Source organism: Streptosporangium sp. NPDC051022, from assembly GCF_040683035.1.
Lineage (GTDB): Bacteria > Actinomycetota > Actinomycetes > Streptosporangiales > Streptosporangiaceae > Streptosporangium.
In genome coordinates this window covers 43,817-65,931 of record NZ_JBFBCF010000029.1, presented here as the reverse complement: position 1 = coordinate 65,931, position 22,115 = coordinate 43,817, and the positions used below count along the sequence as shown (strand labels likewise).

The window sequence follows — 22,115 nt, the reverse complement described above, 5'->3', positions numbered from 1 at the left end:
TAGGCTCCTCGTCCGCACCCCGGCCTGCTCTCGACCGTTTGACACGGAGAGGTGCTACATCAATGCGGATCGGTGGCGGGTTCGTACCGCCTGCCGGCGGGAGCCGTCCGGTGCTGCGGTACCGGCGGCGCGGCGGCCGTGGGAACGGGGAGTGTCACCTCCACCGTGGTGCCCTCCCCGGGCCCGCCGCTGACGAGGCAGAGCCCGCCCAGTTCCGCGGTGCGCTCGCGCATGGAGGTCAGGCCGACGCCCGCGCGGCGCTCCGGCGACAAGCCCACGCCGTCGTCGGCGATCAGCAGGCGCAGCGCCTCGGGCTCGCGGCGCAGCTCGACACGGACGCGCGTGGCGCGCGCGTGCCGCCGGACGTTGGTCAGCGCCTCCTGCGCGATCCGGTAGACGGCCACCTCGACGGCGGCGGGCAGGTCGGTCAGGTCACCCTCGACGCTCACCTCCGTGGCGGGGCCCTCGGGGGCGGCCGGTCCGGCCAGCGCCCGTACGGCGGCGGCCAGGCCCAGATCGTCCAAGACGGGCGGGCGCAGGCCGTGGACGAGCTGCCGGATGTCGCCCGTGACCGCGTCCATGCCGGAACGCAACTCGCGCAGCAGCCCGTCCGCCGTCTCCGGGGAGGACTTCAGGGTGAGGCGGGCCATGTTGATGGTCATGGCCATCCCGCTGAGCGTCTGCCCCAGGCCGTCGTGCAGGTCGCGGCGCAGCCGCCGCCGCTCCTCCTCCCGGGTGGTCAGGATGCGCTCCCGGGAGCGCTGCAGGTCGGCCGCCATCCGCAGCGCGTGCGCCACGTCGGCCGCGTACGGGACCAACGTGGCCAGCACCCGCTCGTCGTGCGCGGCGGGGAAGCGGCGCGGGGCGGGCGGGCCGACCAGCAGCCGCCCCACCCGCTCGCCGTGCCAGACCAGCGGCACCTCGCGCGGGGAGTCGCCGACCTGCCCGCTGGCCGTGCTCACCAGGCTGACCTGCTGCCCCGGCTCGCCGCCGGTCACCTCCACCGTGACCCCCTGTACCGCCAGGCCCTCGCGCAGCACACCGATCACCGACGCCAGCGCCTGCGCCGGATCTCCCCGGCGCAACTCCTGGACCAGCCGCTCGGCGAGCACGCGTGGATCGCCGACCGGGCCGTAGAGCAGACGGTCGATGGCACGCTGCAGTATCCGGCGCAACGGCTGGAAGAAGGCGCCGGTGACCAGGGCGGCGGCCAGTCCGGCGATCTGGCCGAGCCCGGACACCAGCAGGCTCGACAGCGCGGCCACGCCGAAGTAGACCCCGGCGACCACGCCGAGCAGCCCCGCGGCGACGAAGGCCCGGCTGATGATGGTGTCGATGCCGTACAGCCGGTAGCGCATCACCGAGAACACCATCGCGATGGGGATGAGCGTCGCCCAGAGGATCGACAGCCATTCCAGCTCCAGTGAGACGACGCTCACGAGCATGAACACGATGTAGCCGGCGAACGCCATCAGCGGCCAGCCGATCTGCCGCCTGCCCACCGGGTCCGCCCGGCGAAAACGCAGCAGCATGGACAGTGCCGCCAGCGGCAGCGTCGCCAGGATCGCCGTCCAGGTCAGTATCCCCAGCGTCGAGTAGTACGGCGCCAGGGCGGGGACCTGCAGCGGGTTGTGGATGACGGCGGGCAACGGGTAACCCACGAGCGGCGGATCCGGCCGCATGAACTGGCGCGCGGTCTCGGCACCGATGGAGACCACACCCAGCAGCACCACCGCCCGCCAGCGCGGCGAGGGCAGTCTGCCGTCCGGGGAGTACAGCGGCAGCAGCATCTCCAGTGCGAGCCCGCTCACCGCCCAGCCCACCTGCGCCGGGAACCTCAGGAACCCCGCCAGCGCGAGATCCCCGCGCGCCGCGGACGCCAGCATCATCGCCTGGCAGAAGTCGTGGACGGCACCGCCGAGCCCGCCCGCGCACATCAGCCACGCCAGCTTGAGCCGAGGCCGATGCGCGATGAGGAACGCGCCGACCGCGGGAAAGATCACCCCCGCCGCCGTCAGCGGCGTGGCCGTCTCCGGCAGCCGCCACTCCTTCGGAAGCCACGCGAAGGTCACCATGGCCGCGACCACGAGCACCGGAGACACCACGGCCAGGACGGCGGCGACCGCCCGGGCTGCCCACGCCATCCCGCCCCCGCCTCCCGTTTTCGCCTGACCTTTAGCGTGCCCGTGGACCGTCACAAATGCCGTGATTCACCGCCATCGTGGCAGGGTCGTTACCGGCACTCCCGGAATCCGGGCAGCCGCCCATCGTCACGTCGAATCTCAGGGATTTTCCTTTGCCGCCGTTCATCGTCTTCAGGAGGAACGCGGACTGCGTCGGACACTGTTCGTTCGCCGGGTGCGGGGTCTGTGCTCGGGGTGATGACGTCATGGTCTCGGCGGTGGTGACGGCCTGATCCGGTTCGCGACGCTCGGCCAGGACGAGCATGAGGCCAGGCCGACAGTGGTCGCAGAGTATGGCGCACCGGGGGCCTTGTGGCAAGACCCGGGGCGTGCTGCAGAATCTCCGACTGAAGCCAGAACCTGCGGAAATCAGGGATTCACGAAGTACATGTGCTTTTGGCGACGTATGGGTCTCGCGGAAGAAAAGGCGGAGTCGATCGGGCAGTCCCGTTCACGCGGTCTGCTGGAGCGTCTGAACAAGTAACCCGTACGCGGCACCCGCCGAAGGCGGGAGCCCGCCGCCCGTGTGACCGTTGCGCGGGCCGGGCAGACCAACTCGTCTGTTCCGTGCACTCCGAAGGAACTGGTGCGGAAAGCCGGGCCAACGGCCTCCCTAGGCGCCGGCCGGACTTGTATCAGATCTGATCAAACCACACTGATAATCAGCATGTTTAGCTGGAAGGCGAACCAGAATGAGGAGAGTCATGATCTCGGTTGAGGAACCGTATCGGAAGCGTCGTATTGAGATAGACGGGCTTGAAATGGCATACGTCGAGGAGGGAGAAGGTGATCCGATCGTCTTTCTTCACGGCAACCCGACTTCGTCGTACGTATGGCGAAATGTAATCCCGTATCTGACGGGCAAGGGGCGCTGCATCGCCCCGGACCTGATCGGGATGGGCGATTCCGCGAAACTCCCGGCCAGCGGGCCGGGCTCATACCGCTTCGTCGAACACCGCCGCTATCTCGACGCGTTCCTTCAGGCCCTCGGCGTACATGAGCGAGTGGTCATGGTACTGCAGGACTGGGGCTCGGCTCTGGGTTTCGATTGGGCGTACCGCCACCCTTCCGCACTCCGGGGTATCGCCTACATGGAGGCGTTCGTGGCCCCGATCCCCTCGTGGAGCGACTGGCCGGAGCCTGCGATCCGGCTCTTTCAAGCGATCCGCTCCGCCGCAGGTGAAGAGATGGTTCTCGACCGGAACTTCTTCGTCGACGACGTCTTGCCCGCAGAGGTGCTGCGAGGGCTGTCGGAGGCGGAGATGGCCGTCTACCGCCGTCCCTACACGGAACCTGGCGAGTCACGCAGGCCGACGTTGACCTGGCCGCGCGAGGTGCCCGTCGCGGGCGAACCACGCGATGTCCACGACGCCATCACGCGTTATGCGGCATGGCTCGCGAAGTCTCCGGTTCCCAAACTGTTCATCGAGGCCGTTCCAGGAACGATGTTCGAAACACACCGGGCCGTCGCCCGGTCGTGGCCGAATCAAGCACACATCACGATTACGGGTGGCCACATGGTTCAGGAAGACGCTCCCGATCAAATCGGAGCGGCCATCGCCTCCTGGCTACGAGATCTCTCCTGAAAACGATGCAATGAGCCCTTCTTCGTGACCTGGCCGTGCCAGGTGAGAATGTTGCGCCCCCGCCCTCCCCTTTTACTCGTTGGAGATATCACCCCTTGCCCTGATACGCAGGTGCATCCCCGGGTTTTATCCTCTACCGGGGCGCGCCGGCAGTCATGGCCTCACCGCGCGTAGACCGTCATGGATCACGCTGCTTAAGGTGGACAAACAATTCGGTCGTCGACCCCAGTGTACGGCGAGTATGTTTTTGGGCAGCTCGTCGCCATTGCGAGTGGAGATGAGCACCGAAAAAATCGCATCACTCCGGCCGGGAACATCGCTTCTCCCCGGGCTGGTCCAGGGCCAGGAGCGGATAGCCCCTTCCTGCGTCACCGGTCACATTGCGTTGGCGGGCACCAACGTCAAGTCGGCGCGTACCAGCTGCTCTACGACGCGGCCCGCAAGGCCCTGTGCGCCGTACTGGAGAACCAGGGACTTCGGGCCAGTAGCCGGGGTGGGCACATCGCCGTGTACGAGGCGGTCAGCGCGCAACTTGATCCACCGCTGGGTCAGAGTTTGCGGCCTTTCGACCGGATGCGTCGGCGGCGAAACGAAATCGCCGATCGTGTTCATCGGCCGTGCCGAGCATCGGTCAAGATCGATCGCTACCCACGCGCGGGGTCACGAGGATCTCGCCCGTCGGCAAAGACAGTGAGTAGCTGGTCGAACTGTCAGCGCTGGGGCAGGCGTTCCGGCGGATCCTCCACGTCCGCGACCCCCTCGTATACCCGGACCGCCAGCTGTACGGCAAGGCGTTCGTCGGCAGCGTCCAGGTCGACGGGCAGCAACCGGCGGATCCGGCCCATCCGGTGCACCACGGTGTTGCGGTGCACGCCGAGCACCGCCGCGGTGGTCGTGGTCGAGGACTCGTGGTCGAGGAAGCAGCGCAGGGTGCGCAGGAGCACGCCGGAGGGGTCCTCCTTCCTGACGGGCTCGATCAGAGACAGCGCGGTGTCGCGCATCGGTCCCGCCTGGTACCAGCCGAGCAGCAGCCGGTTGACCGACATGGAGTCGGTGAGCTCGACGGCGGCGGCCACATCGCGCGTGCGGGCCAACATGAGTGCCTGCTGTGCCTCGTGCAGCGAGGTGCCGATACCGGAGATGCCGGAGTGCGTGCCACCGACACCCGCGCGTACGTCGATCCCGGGGAAAGCCCGGCCGACCGCGATCAGCACTCGCCTGGTCACGGCGGCGATCTCCGCGATGTCCGCCGGGCTGGCCGGGCGGTCCCTGGTGATCCAGAACGCGGAACCGACCGGCCGGGCGACCAGGCCGACGTCGATGCCCGCGCGCCGCAGTTCCTCCTCGACGAAGGCGTTGAGCTCGCCCGGCAGTCGTTGCCCGCCTGCGTGGACACCGATCTGGATCGCGTTGTGCCAGCCGAACAACCGCCAGCCGAGGGCGGTGGCCCGTTCGATGCTGCGGGCGCGTGCGTTGTCTCCGTGTTCGAGGATTTCCGCCAGCAGCAGCGCGCGCTGTCGTTCCTCCCGCTCCACCCTCATGCCCTGGTCGGCCACGTAGACGGAGAACGCCAGGGCGGCCACGGACAGCACCGTGCGGACCGTGTCGGCCATCGCCGCCCCTACCGGCGACAGCAATGCCACCAACCAGAGGTTGGACGGCGCCCCTGGCTGGAGCGTGGCTGGAGAGATCACGGCCACGCCCCCGCCATCCAGGTCGACGATGCGAGAGCGCGTGCCGACCTCCTCCAAGCCGGCCGTCAGGGCAACGAGCGTGACCGGTTCGGCTTCTCCGCCGGCCTGTAGGACGCGACCGCTCCCGTCGATGAGTGCGACAGGTGTGCGCAGCAAGTCGGCCAGGCGCTGGACGAGGTCGCGCTGGTCGCGCGGGAGTCGCAGCATGCGCTCGACCGCCGTGCGCAACGTGTTCGCGGCAGCCAGGGCGGGCGCGCGCACCAACGGGTCGAGCGTGCCGGCAAGCGCGGCCGGGTCAACGTGCGGCAACAGGATGACGGGAAAGGCGAACTTCTCCGCGAGCCGGCGGGTGACCACGGGAACGCCGCTGCGTGGCGTCTCGGCAATCAGCCCGGCGAGGCCCGCGGTCACGGCGCGGCGAATGGCAATGTCGGCCGGTGGTTCCTCCATGGCCAGTTGAGCGCGGGAGAAGACGGCCAGCGCACCGGCCGGCAACCTGCCGACCTCGGAGAGAGATGACCCAGTGGTCACGAGATGCGCCGTCCGGTCGAGGGCGCTCTCACCGCCCAGCACCTCATATTCGCCAACCGTGCCCACGAGCCGCCGGATTGTCACACCATCTGTCCGCATTGTCATACTTTATCGATGATTGTGCACATCGCACAGCTCCACCTCCGATCTTGGGCACTTTGGTCAATGACGGCCTTTCGCGCCACGGGTCTACTGGTCGCAATCACGCAGAGGAGTCGTCTTGCGTCTCGTTCGGGAGTCAGACATCGAGGATCTCGCACTGGGTGCGGTGGTTCTCGGTACTGGCGGCGGCGGTGACCCGCTCATCGCCAAGATCATGCTGCGGCAGGCCATCGAACGCCATGGCCCCGTGCGTGTGATCTCCGCCGGTGAGATCGACCCCGACGGGTTGGTGCTACCGATCGGCATGATCGGAGCTCCGACCGTGATCGTGGAGAAGTTCCCCAGCGGCGACGAGGCACGTACCGTGCTGCACGCCATGGAGGCCCGGCTGGGCCGTACGGGCGTGGCGATCATGCCGATGGAGATCGGCGGCATGAACTCGCTGTTCCCGCTGGCCGTCGCCGCCGAGTTGGGGCTGCCGGTGGTCGACGCCGACTTCATGCGCAGGGCGTTCCCGCAGCTGGAGATGACGCTGCTGACGCTCGCAGAAGTGCCGGCCTCGCCCGCGGCGTTGTGCGATACCAAGGGTAACAGCGTGCTGTTCGAGGCCGTGGACAACCGGATGAGCGAACGGCTGCTGCGCGCCAGCGTGGCCGAGATGGGGATGATCGCCGTCTTCAGCGCCTACCCGATGACCGCGTCCCAGGTGGAGCGGCACGCCGCCACCGGCTCGCTGACCCTGTGTCATGAGATCGGGCGCTCCCTCACCGCCATCCAGGCCAGCGCACCCGGTGCTTACGAGCGGTTCCTTGCCGTGAGCGACGCTGTGATCCTCTTCTCCGGCAAGGTCCTCGACATCGAGCGCCGGACCACCGCCGGCTGGGCCCGCGGCACGGTGGCCCTGGAGCACCTCGATCAGCCCGACCGCGTCATGCGGGTCGAGATCCAGAACGAGAACCTGATCGCCCTGGAGGACGGCGAGCCCGTCGCCACCGTTCCCGACCTGATCTCGCTGATCGACATCGAGACCGGCATCCCGATGACCACCGAAGCTCTTCGGTACGGCCAGCGTCTGCACGTCATCGGCATGCCGGCCGAGCACCGCTGGCACACCCCCGAGGGCATCGCCCTGGCCGGCCCGCGCGCCTTCGGCTACGACCTCGACTACTTCCCGATCAGGCGTGACCGATGAGGCGCCTACGCATCGGCGTCGACGTCGGCGGAACCAGCACCGACGCCGCGGTGGTGGACGGTGCCGGTCAGGTCGTCGCCACTCACAAAGCCGCCACCACACCCGACGTGCTGGAAGGCATTCGCACCGCGCTGGCCGCGGTCCTGCGCCCGTTCGCTCCCGGCGACGTCGAGCAGGTCATGCTCGGGACCACTCACCCGGTGAACGCGATCATCGGACGCAGCGGGCTGGCCCGGGTGGGCATCCTGCGCATCGCGGCGCCCGCCACGCTGTCAATCGAGCCGCTGGCCGGCTGGCCGAAGGACCTGGCCGCGATCGTCGGCGGGCACCGGGAGATCATCAGGGGCGGTCACGAGTTCGACGGGACCGAGATCGTCCCGCTGGACGAGGGCGCCGTGAGCGCCTTCGCCCGTGCCTGCCGGAATCGTGTCGACGCCATCGCGATCACCGGCGCCACCTCGCCCTCCAACCCGGACCACGAGATCCGCGCCGCACAGATCGTCCGCGACGTCCTCGGTCCCGGCACCCCCGTCACACTCGGGCACGAGGTGGGCGGCCTCGGCCTGCTGGAGCGCGAGAACTCCGCCACCCTCAACGCGGCGCTCACCTTCATCGGCCGCGGCGTGGTCGCCGCGCTGGAGACCGCCTTGCTCCACCACAACCTCAACGCCGACATCTACCTGACCCAGAACGACGGCACGCTGCTGTCGGCGGTCGAGGCGAACCTGCGTCCGATCCTGACCATCGGCTCGGGCCCGACCAACTCCATGCGCGGCGCGGCCTTCCTGACCGGACTGACGGACGCCGTCGTGATGGACGTCGGTGGCACCTCGACCGACGTCGGGCTGCTGGTCGACGGATTCCCTCGCACCTCCGCGATGGCCGTGGAGATCGGCGGCGTGCGCACCAACTACCGCGTCCCGGACCTCATCTCGATCGGCATGGGTGGCGGCACGATCGTCCGTCCCGGCGCCGATCCCCTGGTCGGCCCCGACAGTGTCGGCTATCGCCTTCACGAGGAGGCCCTGGTGTTCGGCGGGGACACGCTGACCCTGAGCGACGTCTCCGTGCTGGCCGGTCGCGCCACCTTCGGCGACCCTGCTCGCGCGGAGGGTACGAACCCCGCCCTCGCGCGCCGGGCGCTGGCCTGGGTGGACGAACGGGTGCAGCAGCTCGCCGAGCGGATCAAGGCGGCCCGAGCCGAGCTACCGCTGATCGCGGTGGGCGGCGGAGCGCATCTGATCCCCGGGGGCGTCCCCGGTATCAGCGAGGTCGTCAGGCACGAGCACGCCGCTGTCGCCAACGCGATCGGCGCCGCGATCGCCGAGGCCTCGGGCTCCGTCGACCGCATGTTCCAGTACGACAAGTCCAGTCGGCAGGCCTGTCTGGCGGCGGCCAAGGAGCTGGCGACCGAGGCCGCCATCCGCGCCGGAGCCGACCCCGCACTGGTGCGGGTCACCACGGTGGACGAGATCCCCATGTCCTACATGCCGGGCAACTGCGCGCGGCTGGTCGTGCGCGCCGCCGGCCCCCTGCTCAGCCGCCCCTGAATCCCCCCGAAAGGTAGCCCCATGCCGAACAGAGTTCTCCCCGCCGTCGCCGCGCTCGCGGTGGCCTGCCTGGCCACCGCCTGCGGGGGCTCCACCGCTGCCACCGAATCGGCTGGCTCGTCCTCGTCCGCCTCGGGCAAGACGATCTGGTACGCCGATGTCATCGAGGCCAACCCGGTCTCGCAGGCCATCACCCAGGCCGTCAACACGCCGCTCACGTCCGCGGGCGTCACCATGACCCGCTCGTTCTCGGTCAACAACACGACCGGCTCGATCGACCCCGCGGTGCAGGCCGAGGCACTGACCCGCGCGATCGGCACGCAGCCCGCCGCCATCGCCTACTTCGTGCTCGACTCCAAGTCGATGAAGCCGCAGGTGCAGCGGGCCCGCGACAAAGGCATCCCGGTCTTCGCCGCGCTGGGCAAGCCGGAAGGCTTCGACGTCAACGGCTACATCACCAACCCCGACGAGGAGCAGGGCTACCAGGCGGCCAAGTACCTGGCCGATCATCTGCCGAAGGGCGCCAAGATCGCACTCATCGGCGGGCCCGTGACGCCGAACGTCACCGCCGAGCTGGCCGGCGCCCAGCGCGCGCTGGAGGAAGCGGGCGCCACCATCGTCGGCAACCTCGACCAGCAGCGCAACCTGCAGGACAACGCGGCAGGTGGCCAGACGGTCATGCAGGGCATCCTGCAGCGCGAGCCGGACGTCCAGGGCGTCTTCGTCTACAACGACGACAGCGCGCTCGGGGCCATCGCCGCCGCCAAGCAATCGGGCAAGAAGATCGTGTTCACCAGCCGGAACGGCACGGCCGACGCGGTCGCCGCGATCAAGGCCGGAGACCTGCTGGCCACCTGCGACCTGAAGCCGGTCGAGGTCGGCAAGGCGCTCGGCCAGGCCATGGTCGACCACCTCAGCGGCGTCAAGTCCTACGACAACAACGCGCAGATCCCCGGGCCGCCGGCCGACCAGTGCATGGTCGACAAGGACAACGTCGCGAACTGGAAGCCCGCCGAGGAACTGATCAAGTTCCAGACCATCAAGACGGGCTGAGACCGGATGCGCCCGCTGATCGGCCTCGACCAGGTGTCGGTGGCCTTCCCGGGAACGCTCGCGCTCGACCGGGTCTCGTTGCAGGTGTTTCCCGGTGACGTGCTCGCCGTGATCGGGGCCAACGGCTCCGGCAAGACCACGCTGCTCACCACGCTCACGGGACTGCGCGCACCAACCGGCGGCACCGTGGTCGACGCCGACGGCCCGGTACGGCTGCGCGGCCCGGCGGACGCTCTCGCCCGGGGCGTGGCGCTGGTGCCGCAGGAGCCGCAGCTCGCCACCTCGCTGCCGGTCTGGGAGAACCTGCTCATCGGGCACGGCGGTCTGCGCGGCGCCGCTCCCGGGCGTGCGGCTCGGGCCAGAGCGCGCGCTCTCGTAGCTGAGGCGCTTCCGTACGTCGACCCCGGGACGCCTGCTGGGCAACTACGCAAGGCCGACCGGGCGATCGTGGCGTTGCTGCGCGCGCAGTCGTCGCAGCCGAAGGTGCTCGCTCTGGACGAGCCCACCGCTGTGCTCGGCGACCGCGGCGTGGAGATCGTCGCGGAGGCCACCTCCAGACTTCATGCCGAGGGTGGGGCGGTGGTGCTGGTCAGTCACCGGTTGCGGGACATCGTCCGGCTGGCTACCCGGGTGGCTGTGCTGGTGGACGGCCGGCTCGTGCACGACGCCCCCATCGGCGAGGTGTCCGTCGAGGAGCTGGTGGAGACCATGGCCGCGGGCCGTCCTGCTCCGGCGCAGGTCACCGCCCGCGTCACCGGTGAGCGCCCCAGCGGCGGCTCCGCCGTACCCAGAGCACGTGAACACAGGCTGCCGGTCGAAGTACTGGCCGTACGCGGGCTTCGTGAGCACGGCCTCTCCGTGGACGAGCTGAACGTGCGGGCGGGCGAGATCGTCGGGCTGGCCGGGCTGGCAGGCAGCGGACGGTCGCGGTTGTGCCGGCTCGTCGCCGGAGCGTCGGGCGGGTCGGCGTCGGTGACGTTCCTCGATGGACCGCTCCCGAGCGACACCCGGGCCTCGCGCCGCGCAGGCATCGCCTACCTGCCCGAGGATCGGGCGAACGAGTCGGTGTTCGCCAGCCTGACCGTCGCCCGCAACCTGGAGATCGCCGACGTGGTGCCGTCCGGGCTGGGCGCCCTGTTCGGCCCGAGGCCCGACCGGAGCCGCACAGCCCGGACGATCTCCGAATTCGGGATCAAGACAGCCTCCCCCCAGACCGAGATCACCGCGCTGAGCGGCGGAAACCAGCAGCGGGCCGTACTCGCGCGAGTTCTCGCCCACCAGCCCAGGCTCCTGGTCGCCGACGAGCCCACCCAGGGTGTGGACCGGACCGGCCGCGCGGCCATTCACACGATGATCCGGCGGTTCGCCGAGTCCGGCGGCGCCGTACTGGTGGTCAGCTCCGAGTTCGAGGAGCTGCAGGAACTCGCCGACAGCCTGCACGTCATCAGTGACGGCCGGGTCGTCGCGCGGCGACCGCCTGACTGCGAGTACCGCGAGCTGGTGGCTCTGGCCACCGGAGCCCGCGACGAGAAGGAAGCAGAGCAATGACCGTCGACCAGGCCGTGACCACCTCCAGCCGCCCGAGGTTCCGCGCCTCGGTCGAGCTCGCCTTCCCCGCGGCGCTGCTGGTGCTGCTGGTAGGAGCGGTGATCGCCTTCCCCTCGTTCCGGGTGGTCGGCACCTACCTGGACATCCTGTCCTTCTCCTCCGTGCTCTTCATCATCGCGATCGGCCAGACGCTGGTGGTCATCGGCCGCGGCGTCGACCTGTCGGTCGGGTCGATGGCGGGCCTGGCCGGCGCGGTGTTCGCCACACTGACCATGAGCGGCTGGCCGTCGGCTGCGGCTGCCGGAGTCGCGCTGCTGCTCGGGCTGGTCGTCGGCGCGATCGCGCACGGCCTGCTGATCACCAAGCTGGGCATCTCCTTCATGATCGTGACGCTCGGTACCTACTCCCTGCTGCGCAGCCAGGCCCAGGTGGTCCTGGAGGGCAAGAGCATCACGATCGACGTGGGCTGGCTGGACGCGCTGTCGAACGGCCGCGTGCTCGGCATCCCCTCGGTGGTGCTCCTCGCCGCCGGCCTCTACCTGGTCGCCGTGCTGATCCTGCGCTGCACCGGCTTCGGCCGGGCCCTGTACGCCACCGGCTCCAACCCGCTGGCCGCCAGGCTCGCCGGGCTGCCGATCGACCGGGTCACCATCATCGCCTTCGCGGTCAGCGGCCTGTTCGCCGCGCTGGCCGGGCTGCTCACCGTGGGCCAACTCGGATCGGCCCAGCCCGGCGGCGGCGCCGGGCTGGAGCTCACCGCGATCGCCGCGGTGCTGCTCGGCGGCACCCGCTTCTCCGGCGGGTTCGGCAGCGTCACCAGGACCCTGGTCGGCGTCCTGTTCCTGGCCGTGCTCAACAACGTCCTGTACGCCGCCGGGGTCTCCTCCTTCTGGCAGGGGACCGCCTCCGGCGCCGTGCTGATCGCTGCCGTCGCCATCGACCGCAGCCGCAAGGAATAAGCCCCCTCAAGGAGTCTGTCAGTGAAACTCGGAATCGATGTCGGTGGCACGAACACCGACGCGGTCCTGCTCGACGGGCATGCCGTGCTCTCCTCGGCCAAGGCGCCCACCAGCCCCGACGTCACACGCGGCATCGTTGAGGCCATCCAGGCCGCGGCGGGCGAGCGCGACCTGTCGCGGATCGAGGCGGTGCTGATCGGCACCACCCACTTCATCAACGCGATCACGCAGGCCAGGGGCTTGACCGAGGTCGCCGCGATCCGCATCGCCACGCCCCCGCAGACGCTCCCGCCCATGGTGGACTGGCCCGCGGACCTGGCCCGGGCGCTCGGCCGGCACGTGTTCGTGGTGCGCGGAGGCTCTCAGTTCGACGGCCGTCTGCTCAACCCGCTCGACGAGGACGGCCTGCGCGAGATCGCCACCGAGATCCGCGGGCTCGGCCTGACCCAGGTCGCGCTCAGCTCGGTCTTCTCTCCCGTGAACGGCGAGGCGGAGGAGCGCGCGGCGGTGATCCTGCTGGAGGAACTGCCGGGCGTCTCGGTCACCTCCTCGGCGGAGCTCGGCCGGATCGGCATCCTCGAACGCGAGAACGCGGCCATCCTCAACGCCGCGCTGCGCCCCCTGGCCGAAGAGGTCGTCGGCGGCTTCGAGCGGGTGCTTCAGGATCTCGGCATCGCCGCGCCCATCTACCTGTCGCAGAATGACGGCACCCTCATGAGCCTGGACGAGGCGCGCCGCTACCCGATCAGGACCATCGCCTCCGGCCCGACCAACTCGATGCGCGGCGCGGCCTTCCTGTCCGGCGTCGAGGACACGCTGGTCGTGGACATCGGCGGCACCACGGCCGACATCGGCGTGCTGCGCGGCGGGTTCCCCCGCGAGTCCACCGTCGCGGTCAGCCTGGGCGGCGTCAGGAGCAACTTCCGCATGCCCGATGTGCTGTCGCTCGGCATCGGCGGCGGCAGCGTCGTGCACGACGATGGGCGCAGGGTCGGCCCGGACAGCGTCGGCTACCGCCTCACCTCGGAGGCGCTCGTCTTCGGCGGCGACACGCTGACGCTCACCGACATCGCGGTGGCGGCCGGCCTGGCCGACATCGGCGATGCCTCCCGCGTCGCCGACGTTCCCGAGTCCGTGGTCCAAGCCGCTCTCGCCGACGTGCGGACCCGGATCGGCCTGGCGATCGACCAGGCGAAGCTGGCCGCCGCCGACCTGCCGGTGGTCGTCGTGGGCGGCGGCGGGGTGGTCATCGACGAACTGCCCGGCGTCACCACGCTGCTTCGTCCTGCTCACTCCGGGGTGGCCAACGCCGTGGGCGCCGCGTTCGCCCAGGTCGGCGGCGAGGTGGACAAGATCTACACACTGGCGGAGATGACCCGGGCGCAGGTCGTGTCCGACGCGCGCGAGGAGGCGGTACGGCGGGCGGTCAAGGCCGGCGCCGTACCCGAGACGGTCCGGATCGTGGACACCGAGGACGTACCGCTCACCCACATGGCGGGCGGCACGGCGCTCCGGGTCAAGGCGAAGGCGATCGGCGAGCTTCGCCGAGAGGAAGGAAACTGATGCGTTACATCGACGAGGCCGCGCTGGCCGACATCACGATCGGCTCGACGATCCTCGGCGCCGGGGGCGGCGGCGACCCGTACGTCGGCATGCTGCTCGCCCGCGAAGCCATCCGCGAGCACGGCCCTGTCGCGATGTGCGACCTGGACGAGGTGCCAGACGACGCTCGGGTGGTGTTCATCGCCGGGATGGGTGCGCCGGGTGTGCTCGTGGAGAAGCTGCCGCGCAGCGTGGACGCCGTGGCCGCCCTGCGCGAGCTGGAGGCCTACGTCGGCTACAAGTTCACCCACGTCGCCCCCGCCGAGGCGGGCGGCCTGAACGCGGTCACGCCCTTCTCCACGGCCGGTGCCGGACTCCCGGTCGTGGACGCCGACGGCATGGGCCGCGCCTTCCCCGCGCTCGAACTGGTCACCCCCACCCTCTACGGTGGCAAGGCCACCCCGCTCGCCATGGTCGACGAGCACGACAACCGGATGGTCATCAACACCTCCGACAACACCTGGGCCGAGAACCTGGCCCGCGCCGCGACGCTGACCTCCGGCTGCGTCACCATGATGGCGCTCTACCCGATGACCGGCCGCCAGGCCAAGGACTGGCTGGTCAAGGGCGCGCTGTCGCTCGCCGAACGCATCGGCAGGACCCTGCGGGAGGCCCGCGCCGCGCACGAGCCCCCGGTCGAGGCCGTCATGCGCGCCAACTCGGGCGTCTCCCTGTTCGAGGGCAAGGTGACCGAGGTCGACCGGCGCAATGAGGGCGGCTGGACCATCGGCGAAGCCGTCATCGAGGGCAGCGGCGCCTACGCCGGCTCGTCGATGACGCTGCACTTCCAGAACGAGCACCTCGCCGCCGTCCGCGACGGCCAGATCGTGGCCACCGTACCCGACCTGATCATGGCGCTCGCCGTCGACTCCGGTGAGCCCATCCCGGCCGAGGAGATCCGGTACGGCTACCGCGTCGCGGTCATCGGCATGCCGTGCGACTGGCACTGGAGAACCCCGGAAGGGCTCGCCCTCTCCGGCCCCCGCCGGTTCGGCTACGACATGGACTTCGTCGGCGTCGAGGAACGGGCGGTGACGTCGGCATGAGGACGGTCCTCACAGGCGGCGACGTCTTCGACGGCACCGGCGCCCCCGCCGCACGCGCCGACGTCGCCGTCGAAGGCGACCGGATCGTCGAGGTCGGCACCGGCCTCGACGGCGACGTCACCATTGACGCCACCGGCTGCACGATCATGCCCGGCCTGATCGACGCCCACGTTCACGTCATGTTCTCCGGGATGGATCCGCTCGCGCTCGCCTCCGAGCCGTTCTCCTACGCCTTCTACAAAGCCGAACAGAACCTGCGCACCTCCCTCGACCTCGGCGTCACCACCGTCCGCGACGCCGGCGGCGCCGACCTCGGCGTCAAACAGGCCGTCGCCGACGGCCTGATCGACGGCTCCGACCTGGTCATCGCGGTGACCCCGCTCAGCCAGACCGGCGGCCACGTCGACGGGTGGACCGTGCACGGCGAGGTCCACTCCCTGCTGGTCCCACACCCCGGTCGCCCCCACACCGTGGTCGACGGTCCCGACCAGATGCGGCTTCGAGTCCGCGAGATCATCCGCGCCGGGGCCGACGTCATCAAGATCTGCACCTCCGGCGGAGTCATGTCGCCCCGGGACGATCCTCGCCACCCCCAGTTCAGCGAGGAGGAACTGGCTGTCTGCATCTCCGAGGCCGCGGCCTCGGGCATCGGCGTGATGGCCCACGCCCAGGGCACGCCCGGCATCCGAAACGCCGTCCTGGCAGGTGTCCGCTCCATCGAGCACGGCATCTTCCTCGACGACGAGTGCATCGACCTGATGCTGGCCCGCGGCACCTGGCTCGTGCCGACCCTGCTGGCGCCGGTCGCACTCATCCGCATGATCGAGGCAGGCACCCGACTGCCTCAGGCCGTGGTCGACAAGGCCCACTCCGTGGCAGGCACGCACATGGACGCGATCAGGCGGGCTGTGGACGCTGGTGTGAAGATCGCCATGGGCACTGACAGCGGAGTCTTCCCGCATGGGCTCACGCCCGAGGAGCTTCAGCTCATGGTCGAGGCTGGGATGTCACCGTCACGCGCCCTGGCCGCGGCGACCTCCTCCGGGGCTGACCTGCTCGGGCTGGGTGAGCTGACCGGGCGGATCACCCCCGGCCTCCGCGCGGACATGGTCATGGTGGACGGTGATCCCTATGACTTCGGCACCCATGCTCAGCGGGTGCGGCATGTCATCAAGGGCGGCCGCATCGTCCGCAGTCGCCTGGCAGCGGCGTGAACGTTTGACCCGACCGCTCGAACGTTGGTCATCGCCATGCCGGAGGTCTTTCCCCGGGTGCGTCACCTCACTCCCTCCGAACTGCGAGCCTTCACCCTCGAGCTGGTCGAGGCCATATCGGCGGCACCAACGTCAAGCTAGGCGACCCGTCGGGGTGGGGCGCCTGCCAGACAGGCTTGGTCCCGACCGAGGAGCAGCTTCACGGTGCTCCGCCGGACGGCTCACGCTCGCCTTCCAGGCGTGAGCCGTCCTGCCGTCCGGCCACACTTGATCCGCGATCGTCCGCCGCGTCGGCTTTCCGGCGCGTCGGGGGCGAACCAGGTGATCCGCCTGGCCGTCTCAACAGAGAACAGCGGACGCGGAGCCTCCGCGCGATCCCCAGCTACGGGCAGAACGGATTGTCATGCGTGTCGCCACCTTCGTCACCGCCGCCACCGTGGTCGTGGTCGTGGGAGCCTGTTCCCCCGCCCCGTCAACGCCCGTCAACGCCCGGTACGCGCCCGCGAGCGGCACATCGCGGCCCGGCGCGATCCAGCATGCCGCGCCCGGCTGGTGGATCGCCAAAGTCAGCGACCTTCCCGGGAACGACGTGTTCAACGACGTGACGGTCCTGCGTGGAGGAACGGTATGGGCGGTCGGGCACCGAGAGGAGGACGGTGTGAAGCGCGGCCTGGTCGAGCGGTTCGACGGCAGATCGTGGAAGTCGGTCGCGGACGGCCCGCCCTTCGGCCTGAAGGTGATCACCGCCACCTCGGACTCGGACGTGTGGGTGTTCGGCAGCAGTCTGGGGGTGCACTGGGACGGGCGCTCCTGGACGAACCACTCCCTGGGTGGTTCCCTGGGCGGCGGCTTCACCGCCACCGACGCGGCCGGCGTACGTGGGACGGACGTGTGGGCCGTCTCATCGTCGCTGCTCGCGGCCAGGCACTGGGACGGCACCAGGTGGACGTCCGTACCCGTGCCGGGCACCCTCCAGGCCATCGACGCGCATGCCGACGGAGAGGTTTGGGCGGCGGGGTCCAAGGGGCATCAGCCCCTCGTCGTCCGCAGGAACGGTACGGCCTGGGCGGAGGTCCCCCTTCCCGAACTGAAGCTCCCGTCGACTGACGCCCTGGCAGACCTGGACGACATCGCGGTGCTCGGGCCGAAGGACGTGTGGGTGGTCGGCAGTCTCAGCTGGAACAGACACGAGGACAAGAAGCCGCACTCCCGGAGGCTGAGTGCGCATTGGGATGGCACCGCATGGACGATGGCAGTGGGCACGGCCGACGGCCGGCGGCTCAGCCAGGTGGAGGCGGACGGCACCGGCGGAGTCTGGATCGTCGAGTCCACATGGAGCCAGAACACCATCCTCTGGCACGTGACCGGCAAGACGTGGACGAAGGTGCCGCTACTTCCCAACGCTGGGACGGGCACCGTGCTGTCCTCACTCGCGCGTCAGCCCGGGACGTCGACAGTGTGGGCGGTGGGGTCCACGGCCTCGCCGCGGGGCAACCCGGACGGCCTCTCTAACGGTACGTTTTGGCGCATCTTGTGAGAACGCGCATGACGGCCTGAGATCTCCTTGACTCAGGGCGAGCTTCCCCTGCTTCCACGAAGCGCTCGTAGTCAATCTCCTGCCCGAACGGCTCTGAACATGGGATCGAAGACGCGTCTCGTGCCATGTACACGTGGTGGTTACCGCGGTATAGGGGGACGAACGTAACCGGATCATGAGGTCACCTGCCGGGAGATCTCCTCCCTATGCGGCTCTTGCCACGGCGAGCTGGGAAAACGGATTGTCCGGCGGGTTCCTCACCTGTGAGGATGCGAGGGTGGGACGTGCTTTCGAGGAGTTGGTGGCCGAGGCCGAGGCCGCACCGGTCGAGGGGTGGGACTTCTCCTGGCTGGACGGGCGGGCGACCGAGCAGCGCCCGTCATGGGGATACCAGCGCCTCATGAGCACCCGGCTCGCCCAGGTCACCGCCGCGCTGGACGTCCAGACCGGTGGCGGGGAGGTACTGGCGGGCGCCGCGAAGCTGCCGCCGACGATGGCCGCCACCGAGTCCTGGCCGCCGAACGTGGCCAAGGCCACCGGGCTGCTCCACCCGCGGGGTGTCGTGGTCGTCGCGGCTCCGGACGAACCGCCGCTGCCGTTCGCCGACGAGGCGTTCGACCTGGTGGTCAGCCGTCATCCCGCGACCGTGTGGTGGAGGGAGATCGCCCGGGTGCTCCGGCCGGGTGGGACGTACTTCGCCCAGCATGTCGGCCCCGCCAGCGTGTTCGAGGTGGTCGAGCACTTCCTCGGGCCGCAGCCCGAGGAGATCCGCCGCAGGCGCCACCCCGACGACGAGAGCGCCGAGGCCAGGGAAGCCGGCCTGGAGATCGTCGATGTCCGCCTGGAGCGGCTGCGGATGGAGTTCCTCGACGTCGGCGCGGTCGTCTACTTCCTGCGCAAGGTGATCTGGATCGTGCCCGGTTTCACCGTCGGCCGTTACCTCGACCGGCTCCGCGAGCTGCACGAACGAATCCAGGAAACCGGCCCGTTCGTCGCCCATTCATCCCGGTTCCTCATCGAGGCTCGGAAACCGGCCTGACCCCGGCCCGAGGCGGGACCCGCGAGGAGGGGGTGCGGCCCAGGCCCCTCCTTCCCGGGCCGCACGATCATGAGGTACGGCGGCGCGGCCGTACCGAGGTTTCGCCAGTGGGGTGGTCGCTTACCTTCGCCGTGTTCGTGACCGTCTGCGCGCCGGTACGGTGAGTGGTGAAGCGGGGCGGATCGGCGCCGATGAACGGCGTCCGGCCCGGTGAACGTTCCCGGTCACAGCACTGGCCGGGATGGTTTCCGGCGGGGTGTCGGGGCTCAGGCGGCTCTGAGCTCGGAAGGGCGCGCGATCTCCGTCTCCCACATCCGGTCCCGTACCTCCTCGGCGGTGTCTCCCTCGACGATCACCGGTCGTGGGGCGGCCCAGGTGGCGATGGCGTAGAAGCGGCGGTTGCCCAGGCTGTAGAGCACGACCCAGCAAGGATGGGAACGTTCCAGAAGCTCGGCCTCGGCGCGGGGCGGACCGTCCCAAACCCTGCGATGCACAGGGGAGTACGGCTGACCGCTACGGTGACGTCCCGGCGTACGGGAGGAACGTGGCCGGATCATGAGGTCACCTGCCGGGCGATCTCCTCCTGTTGCTCCACCGCCGCCTGGACCTCGGAGAAGGTGTCGGCGTCCACCGCCGGGTCCGCTCCGGCCCGCATCGCCTCGATGCGGAACGGCGTCTGACGTAGTGCCCAGAACCGTCCGGCGTCACTGATGATCAGCCGCCACCCGGGAATCGTCTGTCGTGCAGGGGCGGGCATAGCATTTTCCACGGATCGCACCTCCGTTGCGATCAAGGCCCCGTCCGAGCGTCGCGAGCGCCGGGCGGGGCCGTCGTTTTGATGTATGGCCATTTCAGTGGAGCGATAACGTGACGTCGAGGTATGGCGGTGGGGATACTGGGAGTAAGAGCAGCGTTTACCCACCTGCGGCGAGGTATCGGTGGCCACAAACGACAAACTTCCTAAATGGGCCAGGCAGCTACGAGCTGAACGCGAAATACGTGGTTGGGGGCGTACCGATCTCGCCCGCGAGATGCTGAAAGCGGCTGACCCATACACTCTGCCCGGTCTGAAGTCAGTGGTGGCCAGCATCAAGGGGCACGAGGCTGGGCGGCACAAGCCGGACGAACCGTATCGGCCGCTGTATCGCAAGATATACGGCAAGACCGACCATGAGCTCTTCGGTGCTTTCCCTGGGAGTCATGCGCTCGTCTCTCGGAACGATGGTGACGTGCTGTTTGGGGGTGATTTTTCCCCATTTATGGATTTGACGAAACCGCGTCCCGCCGATACCGAATATGTGCTCACTCTGCGAACCGTCAATCAGCAGCTCGTCGCGCTGGACAATACTTATGGCGGGGCAGATCTGGTGCCGATCGCCTGTCGTGTTTTCCGTAGTGCATACAACAGACTCGCCACGGGCCAGTACCTATCCGCCGTCGAGCGTGACCTCCAGGCAGCAGCCGGTGAGACCGGAGAGATCGCCGCATGGATCGCCTATGACGCCGACCGTCAGTCTTTGTCTCGCCAGCTCATCCATGAGGCCATGTTGATAAGCAGACTCGCAGGCGATCGTGGCATGGAGCTGTTTCAGACCTCTCACCTGAGCATGCAAGGCGTCTACCTTCGCCGATCGCGTGAAGCCCTACGGGCGGCGGACTCGGTGCTCGACCGAGGACGCGTGTCGGGCAGGACCGCAGCACTCTTTCACTTGCGACGGGCGCGGGCGCTCGCACAGCTCGAAGAGGAAACGGGGGCCTTCAACGCTCTCGGCGCCGCCCGCGCACAGATCGGTGACGGTGTACATGGCGACGACCCGCAGTGGACATGGTGGCTTGACGATCACGAGTTGTCCCTTCACGAGGCTGTATGCCACAGCGGTCTCGGCTCGTGGGGTCGCGCGGTTGAGGCGATCGGGCATGCCGTGGAGGGGTGCGAAGCCGGGAGAACACGCTGTCATTTCAACGACCGGTCTCAGCAGTTGGAAATCCTCGTCCAGGCGGGCGCATGGCAGGAGGCCGAACCGGTGTTGATCACGCTGCTACCGGACGTCGGAGAAGTGGGCTCGCTACGCACTGTCGGCATCCTGGCTGCCGCCGCCAAGCGGCTTGAGGCGTCGCGGGCAGCCTTGTCATCCACGCTTTCCGATGCCACCACTGAGCTGAGAAAGCGGGTGGAAGCGGTACAGACGGGCATCTGATGTCATCTTCGAGCCGGGCTCTGGAAGCGTTCACCGGGTTGAGCGCCGTTCATCGGCGCCGACCCGCTCCGCCTCACTGCTCGCCGTACCGGCGCCCGAACGGCTGCGCACGCGGTGAGGGAGGGGTGCGCGTGGTGAGGGAGGGGGTGTGCGCGCGGGGATGACGAGGTGATTCCGCTGGCCGGTCTCGCTGCGCGGAGTACCACGCGGGAAGGTGAGTTCCCTTGCAGTCCCGTATGGCACGAGCCTGTCGGGAAGCGGCCATCTCCCACATCGGTGGCGACTATTTCACCGCGAGCAAGGCGACCATCTCACCACCAATCGCTGGCTGCCCGGTCCGGCCAGCTTCTCGTCGTTCAGTCACTGGGCCGGGACCTCGGTCTGCCCGGCACCACCACCGCCAGATTCCTGGCGCTGCTGGAAGAGGTCTTCCTGATCAAGCGAGTCCCCGCCTGGTCGAAGAACATCAGCAGCCGGGCTGTGCACACCCCCAAGGTCGCCTTCGTCGACTCGGGCGTGGCCGCGAACCTGCTCGGCGTCGATGCCCGCAGCCTCCTCCGGCCCGGTTCCGCGTTCGGTCCGCTGCTGGAGGGCTTCGTCCTGATGGAACTGGCTCGCCAGGCGACCTGGGCGGACACCCTGGTCGACCTGTACCACTACCGGACCAAGGACAAGGTGGAGGTGGACGCCGTCTTGGAGAGCCGCCAGGGGCAGGTCGTGGGCATCGAGATCAAGGCCGCCTCCACCGTGCGGCCGGACGACTTCAAAGGGCTTCGCCACCTAGCCGAACGGGTGGGCACCGACTTCGTCGCCGGACTGGTTCTGCATACCGGCACGCAGACCTTCTCCTTCGGGGACCGGATGCTGGCCGTTCCAGTCAGTGCCCTATGGGAGACGGCGCCCAAGGGCCACCGCATAAACGCCTGACCGGACACGCCGCCACTTCAATGACCGGTCCCACTCGCCATGTCGAGTGCCGCCCTTTTGCCGCCGCCCTGTGTCCAGCGCTGGTCCTCGGGGTGTCCGTGCGTGGCCGGACCTGCTCCACCCCGGCCGTCGCCGTTCCGGGCGCCGCTCGCCC

At 69.2% G+C, this 22,115-nt stretch carries 18 protein-coding genes; 13 read left to right on the top strand and 5 right to left on the bottom strand.

The window, feature by feature from the left end; genetic code table 11:
* Positions 1-59 precede the first annotated feature (59 nt).
* Both AB0N02_RS35475 and AB0N02_RS35470 read right to left on the bottom strand, forming a co-directional pair.
* The gene (locus tag AB0N02_RS35475) at positions 60-2,144 is read right to left on the bottom strand and encodes a sensor histidine kinase (RefSeq protein ID WP_363955697.1); all 2,085 of its coding nucleotides are present in this window, start codon (positions 2,142-2,144) and stop codon (positions 60-62) included.
* A gap of 31 nt (positions 2,145-2,175) precedes the next feature.
* The gene (locus AB0N02_RS35470; RefSeq protein ID WP_363955695.1) at positions 2,176-2,448 is read right to left on the bottom strand and encodes a hypothetical protein; all 273 of its coding nucleotides are present in this window, start codon (positions 2,446-2,448) and stop codon (positions 2,176-2,178) included.
* A gap of 439 nt (positions 2,449-2,887) precedes the next feature.
* Between AB0N02_RS35470 and AB0N02_RS35465 the strand changes: the two genes are divergently transcribed.
* Entirely contained in the window at positions 2,888-3,769 is an 882-nt protein-coding gene (locus AB0N02_RS35465; RefSeq protein ID WP_363955692.1) for a haloalkane dehalogenase, read from the top strand.
* A 710-nt stretch (positions 3,770-4,479) separates the two neighbouring features.
* On the opposite strand, the gene AB0N02_RS35460 is transcribed toward AB0N02_RS35465, so the two are convergent.
* Positions 4,480-6,060 (bottom strand): helix-turn-helix domain-containing protein, encoded by a 1,581-nt coding sequence (locus AB0N02_RS35460; RefSeq protein ID WP_363955690.1) that lies wholly within the window; start codon positions 6,058-6,060, stop codon positions 4,480-4,482.
* A gap of 154 nt (positions 6,061-6,214) precedes the next feature.
* Between AB0N02_RS35460 and AB0N02_RS35455 the strand changes: the two genes are divergently transcribed.
* The 10 genes from AB0N02_RS35455 to AB0N02_RS35410 all read left to right on the top strand — a co-directional run bounded on the left by AB0N02_RS35455 (position 6,215) and on the right by AB0N02_RS35410 (position 18,836).
* Positions 6,215-7,288 carry a DUF917 domain-containing protein gene (locus AB0N02_RS35455; RefSeq protein WP_363955687.1) on the top strand — a complete coding sequence of 358 codons (1,074 nt, stop codon included), beginning with the start codon at positions 6,215-6,217 and terminating at the stop codon, positions 7,286-7,288.
* Positions 7,285-8,838: a hydantoinase/oxoprolinase family protein gene (locus tag AB0N02_RS35450; protein ID WP_363955685.1), complete on the top strand. Its 1,554-nt coding sequence runs from the start codon at positions 7,285-7,287 to the stop codon at positions 8,836-8,838. The genes AB0N02_RS35455 and AB0N02_RS35450 overlap by 4 nt, the downstream gene beginning before the upstream one ends.
* 21 nt (positions 8,839-8,859) lie before the next feature.
* Positions 8,860-9,891 carry a sugar ABC transporter substrate-binding protein gene (locus tag AB0N02_RS35445; protein WP_363955682.1) on the top strand — a complete coding sequence of 344 codons (1,032 nt, stop codon included), beginning with the start codon at positions 8,860-8,862 and terminating at the stop codon, positions 9,889-9,891.
* A gap of 6 nt (positions 9,892-9,897) precedes the next feature.
* Complete coding sequence (locus AB0N02_RS35440; RefSeq protein WP_363955679.1) at positions 9,898-11,439, top strand: ATP-binding cassette domain-containing protein; 1,542 nt, start codon at positions 9,898-9,900, stop codon at positions 11,437-11,439.
* On the top strand, positions 11,436-12,398 hold the full coding sequence (locus tag AB0N02_RS35435; protein WP_363955676.1) for an ABC transporter permease: 963 nt from the start codon (positions 11,436-11,438) through the stop codon (positions 12,396-12,398). Before AB0N02_RS35440 ends, AB0N02_RS35435 begins: the two co-directional genes overlap by 4 nt.
* A gap of 21 nt (positions 12,399-12,419) precedes the next feature.
* On the top strand, positions 12,420-13,961 hold the full coding sequence (locus tag AB0N02_RS35430) for a hydantoinase/oxoprolinase family protein (RefSeq protein WP_363955673.1): 1,542 nt from the start codon (positions 12,420-12,422) through the stop codon (positions 13,959-13,961).
* A complete protein-coding gene (locus tag AB0N02_RS35425) occupies positions 13,961-15,046 on the top strand; it encodes a DUF917 domain-containing protein (protein ID WP_363955670.1) in 1,086 nt (361 codons plus the stop codon). Before AB0N02_RS35430 ends, AB0N02_RS35425 begins: the two co-directional genes overlap by 1 nt.
* A complete protein-coding gene (locus AB0N02_RS35420) occupies positions 15,043-16,260 on the top strand; it encodes an amidohydrolase family protein (RefSeq protein WP_363955667.1) in 1,218 nt (405 codons plus the stop codon). Before AB0N02_RS35425 ends, AB0N02_RS35420 begins: the two co-directional genes overlap by 4 nt.
* Before the next feature lie 403 nt (positions 16,261-16,663).
* Positions 16,664-17,797, top strand: a complete 1,134-nt coding sequence (locus AB0N02_RS35415; protein ID WP_363955664.1) for a hypothetical protein — start codon at positions 16,664-16,666, stop codon at positions 17,795-17,797.
* Positions 17,798-18,074: 277 nt separating this feature from the next.
* Entirely contained in the window at positions 18,075-18,836 is a 762-nt protein-coding gene (locus AB0N02_RS35410) for a class I SAM-dependent methyltransferase (RefSeq protein WP_363955662.1), read from the top strand.
* 266 nt (positions 18,837-19,102) lie between these two features.
* Here the strand turns inward: AB0N02_RS35410 and AB0N02_RS35405 are convergent, their stop codons facing one another.
* Positions 19,103-19,330: a hypothetical protein gene (locus tag AB0N02_RS35405; protein WP_363955659.1), complete on the bottom strand. Its 228-nt coding sequence runs from the start codon at positions 19,328-19,330 to the stop codon at positions 19,103-19,105.
* 59 nt (positions 19,331-19,389) lie between these two features.
* Entirely contained in the window at positions 19,390-19,593 is a 204-nt protein-coding gene (locus AB0N02_RS35400) for a hypothetical protein (RefSeq protein ID WP_363955657.1), read from the bottom strand.
* Positions 19,594-19,915: 322 nt separating this feature from the next.
* On the opposite strand from AB0N02_RS35400, the gene AB0N02_RS35395 reads away from it, so the two are divergent.
* Entirely contained in the window at positions 19,916-21,034 is a 1,119-nt protein-coding gene (locus tag AB0N02_RS35395; RefSeq protein WP_363955654.1) for a hypothetical protein, read from the top strand.
* A 276-nt stretch (positions 21,035-21,310) separates the two neighbouring features.
* Entirely contained in the window at positions 21,311-21,961 is a 651-nt protein-coding gene (locus AB0N02_RS35390; protein WP_363955651.1) for a DUF4143 domain-containing protein, read from the top strand.
* The last annotated feature ends 154 nt before the right edge of the window (positions 21,962-22,115 follow it).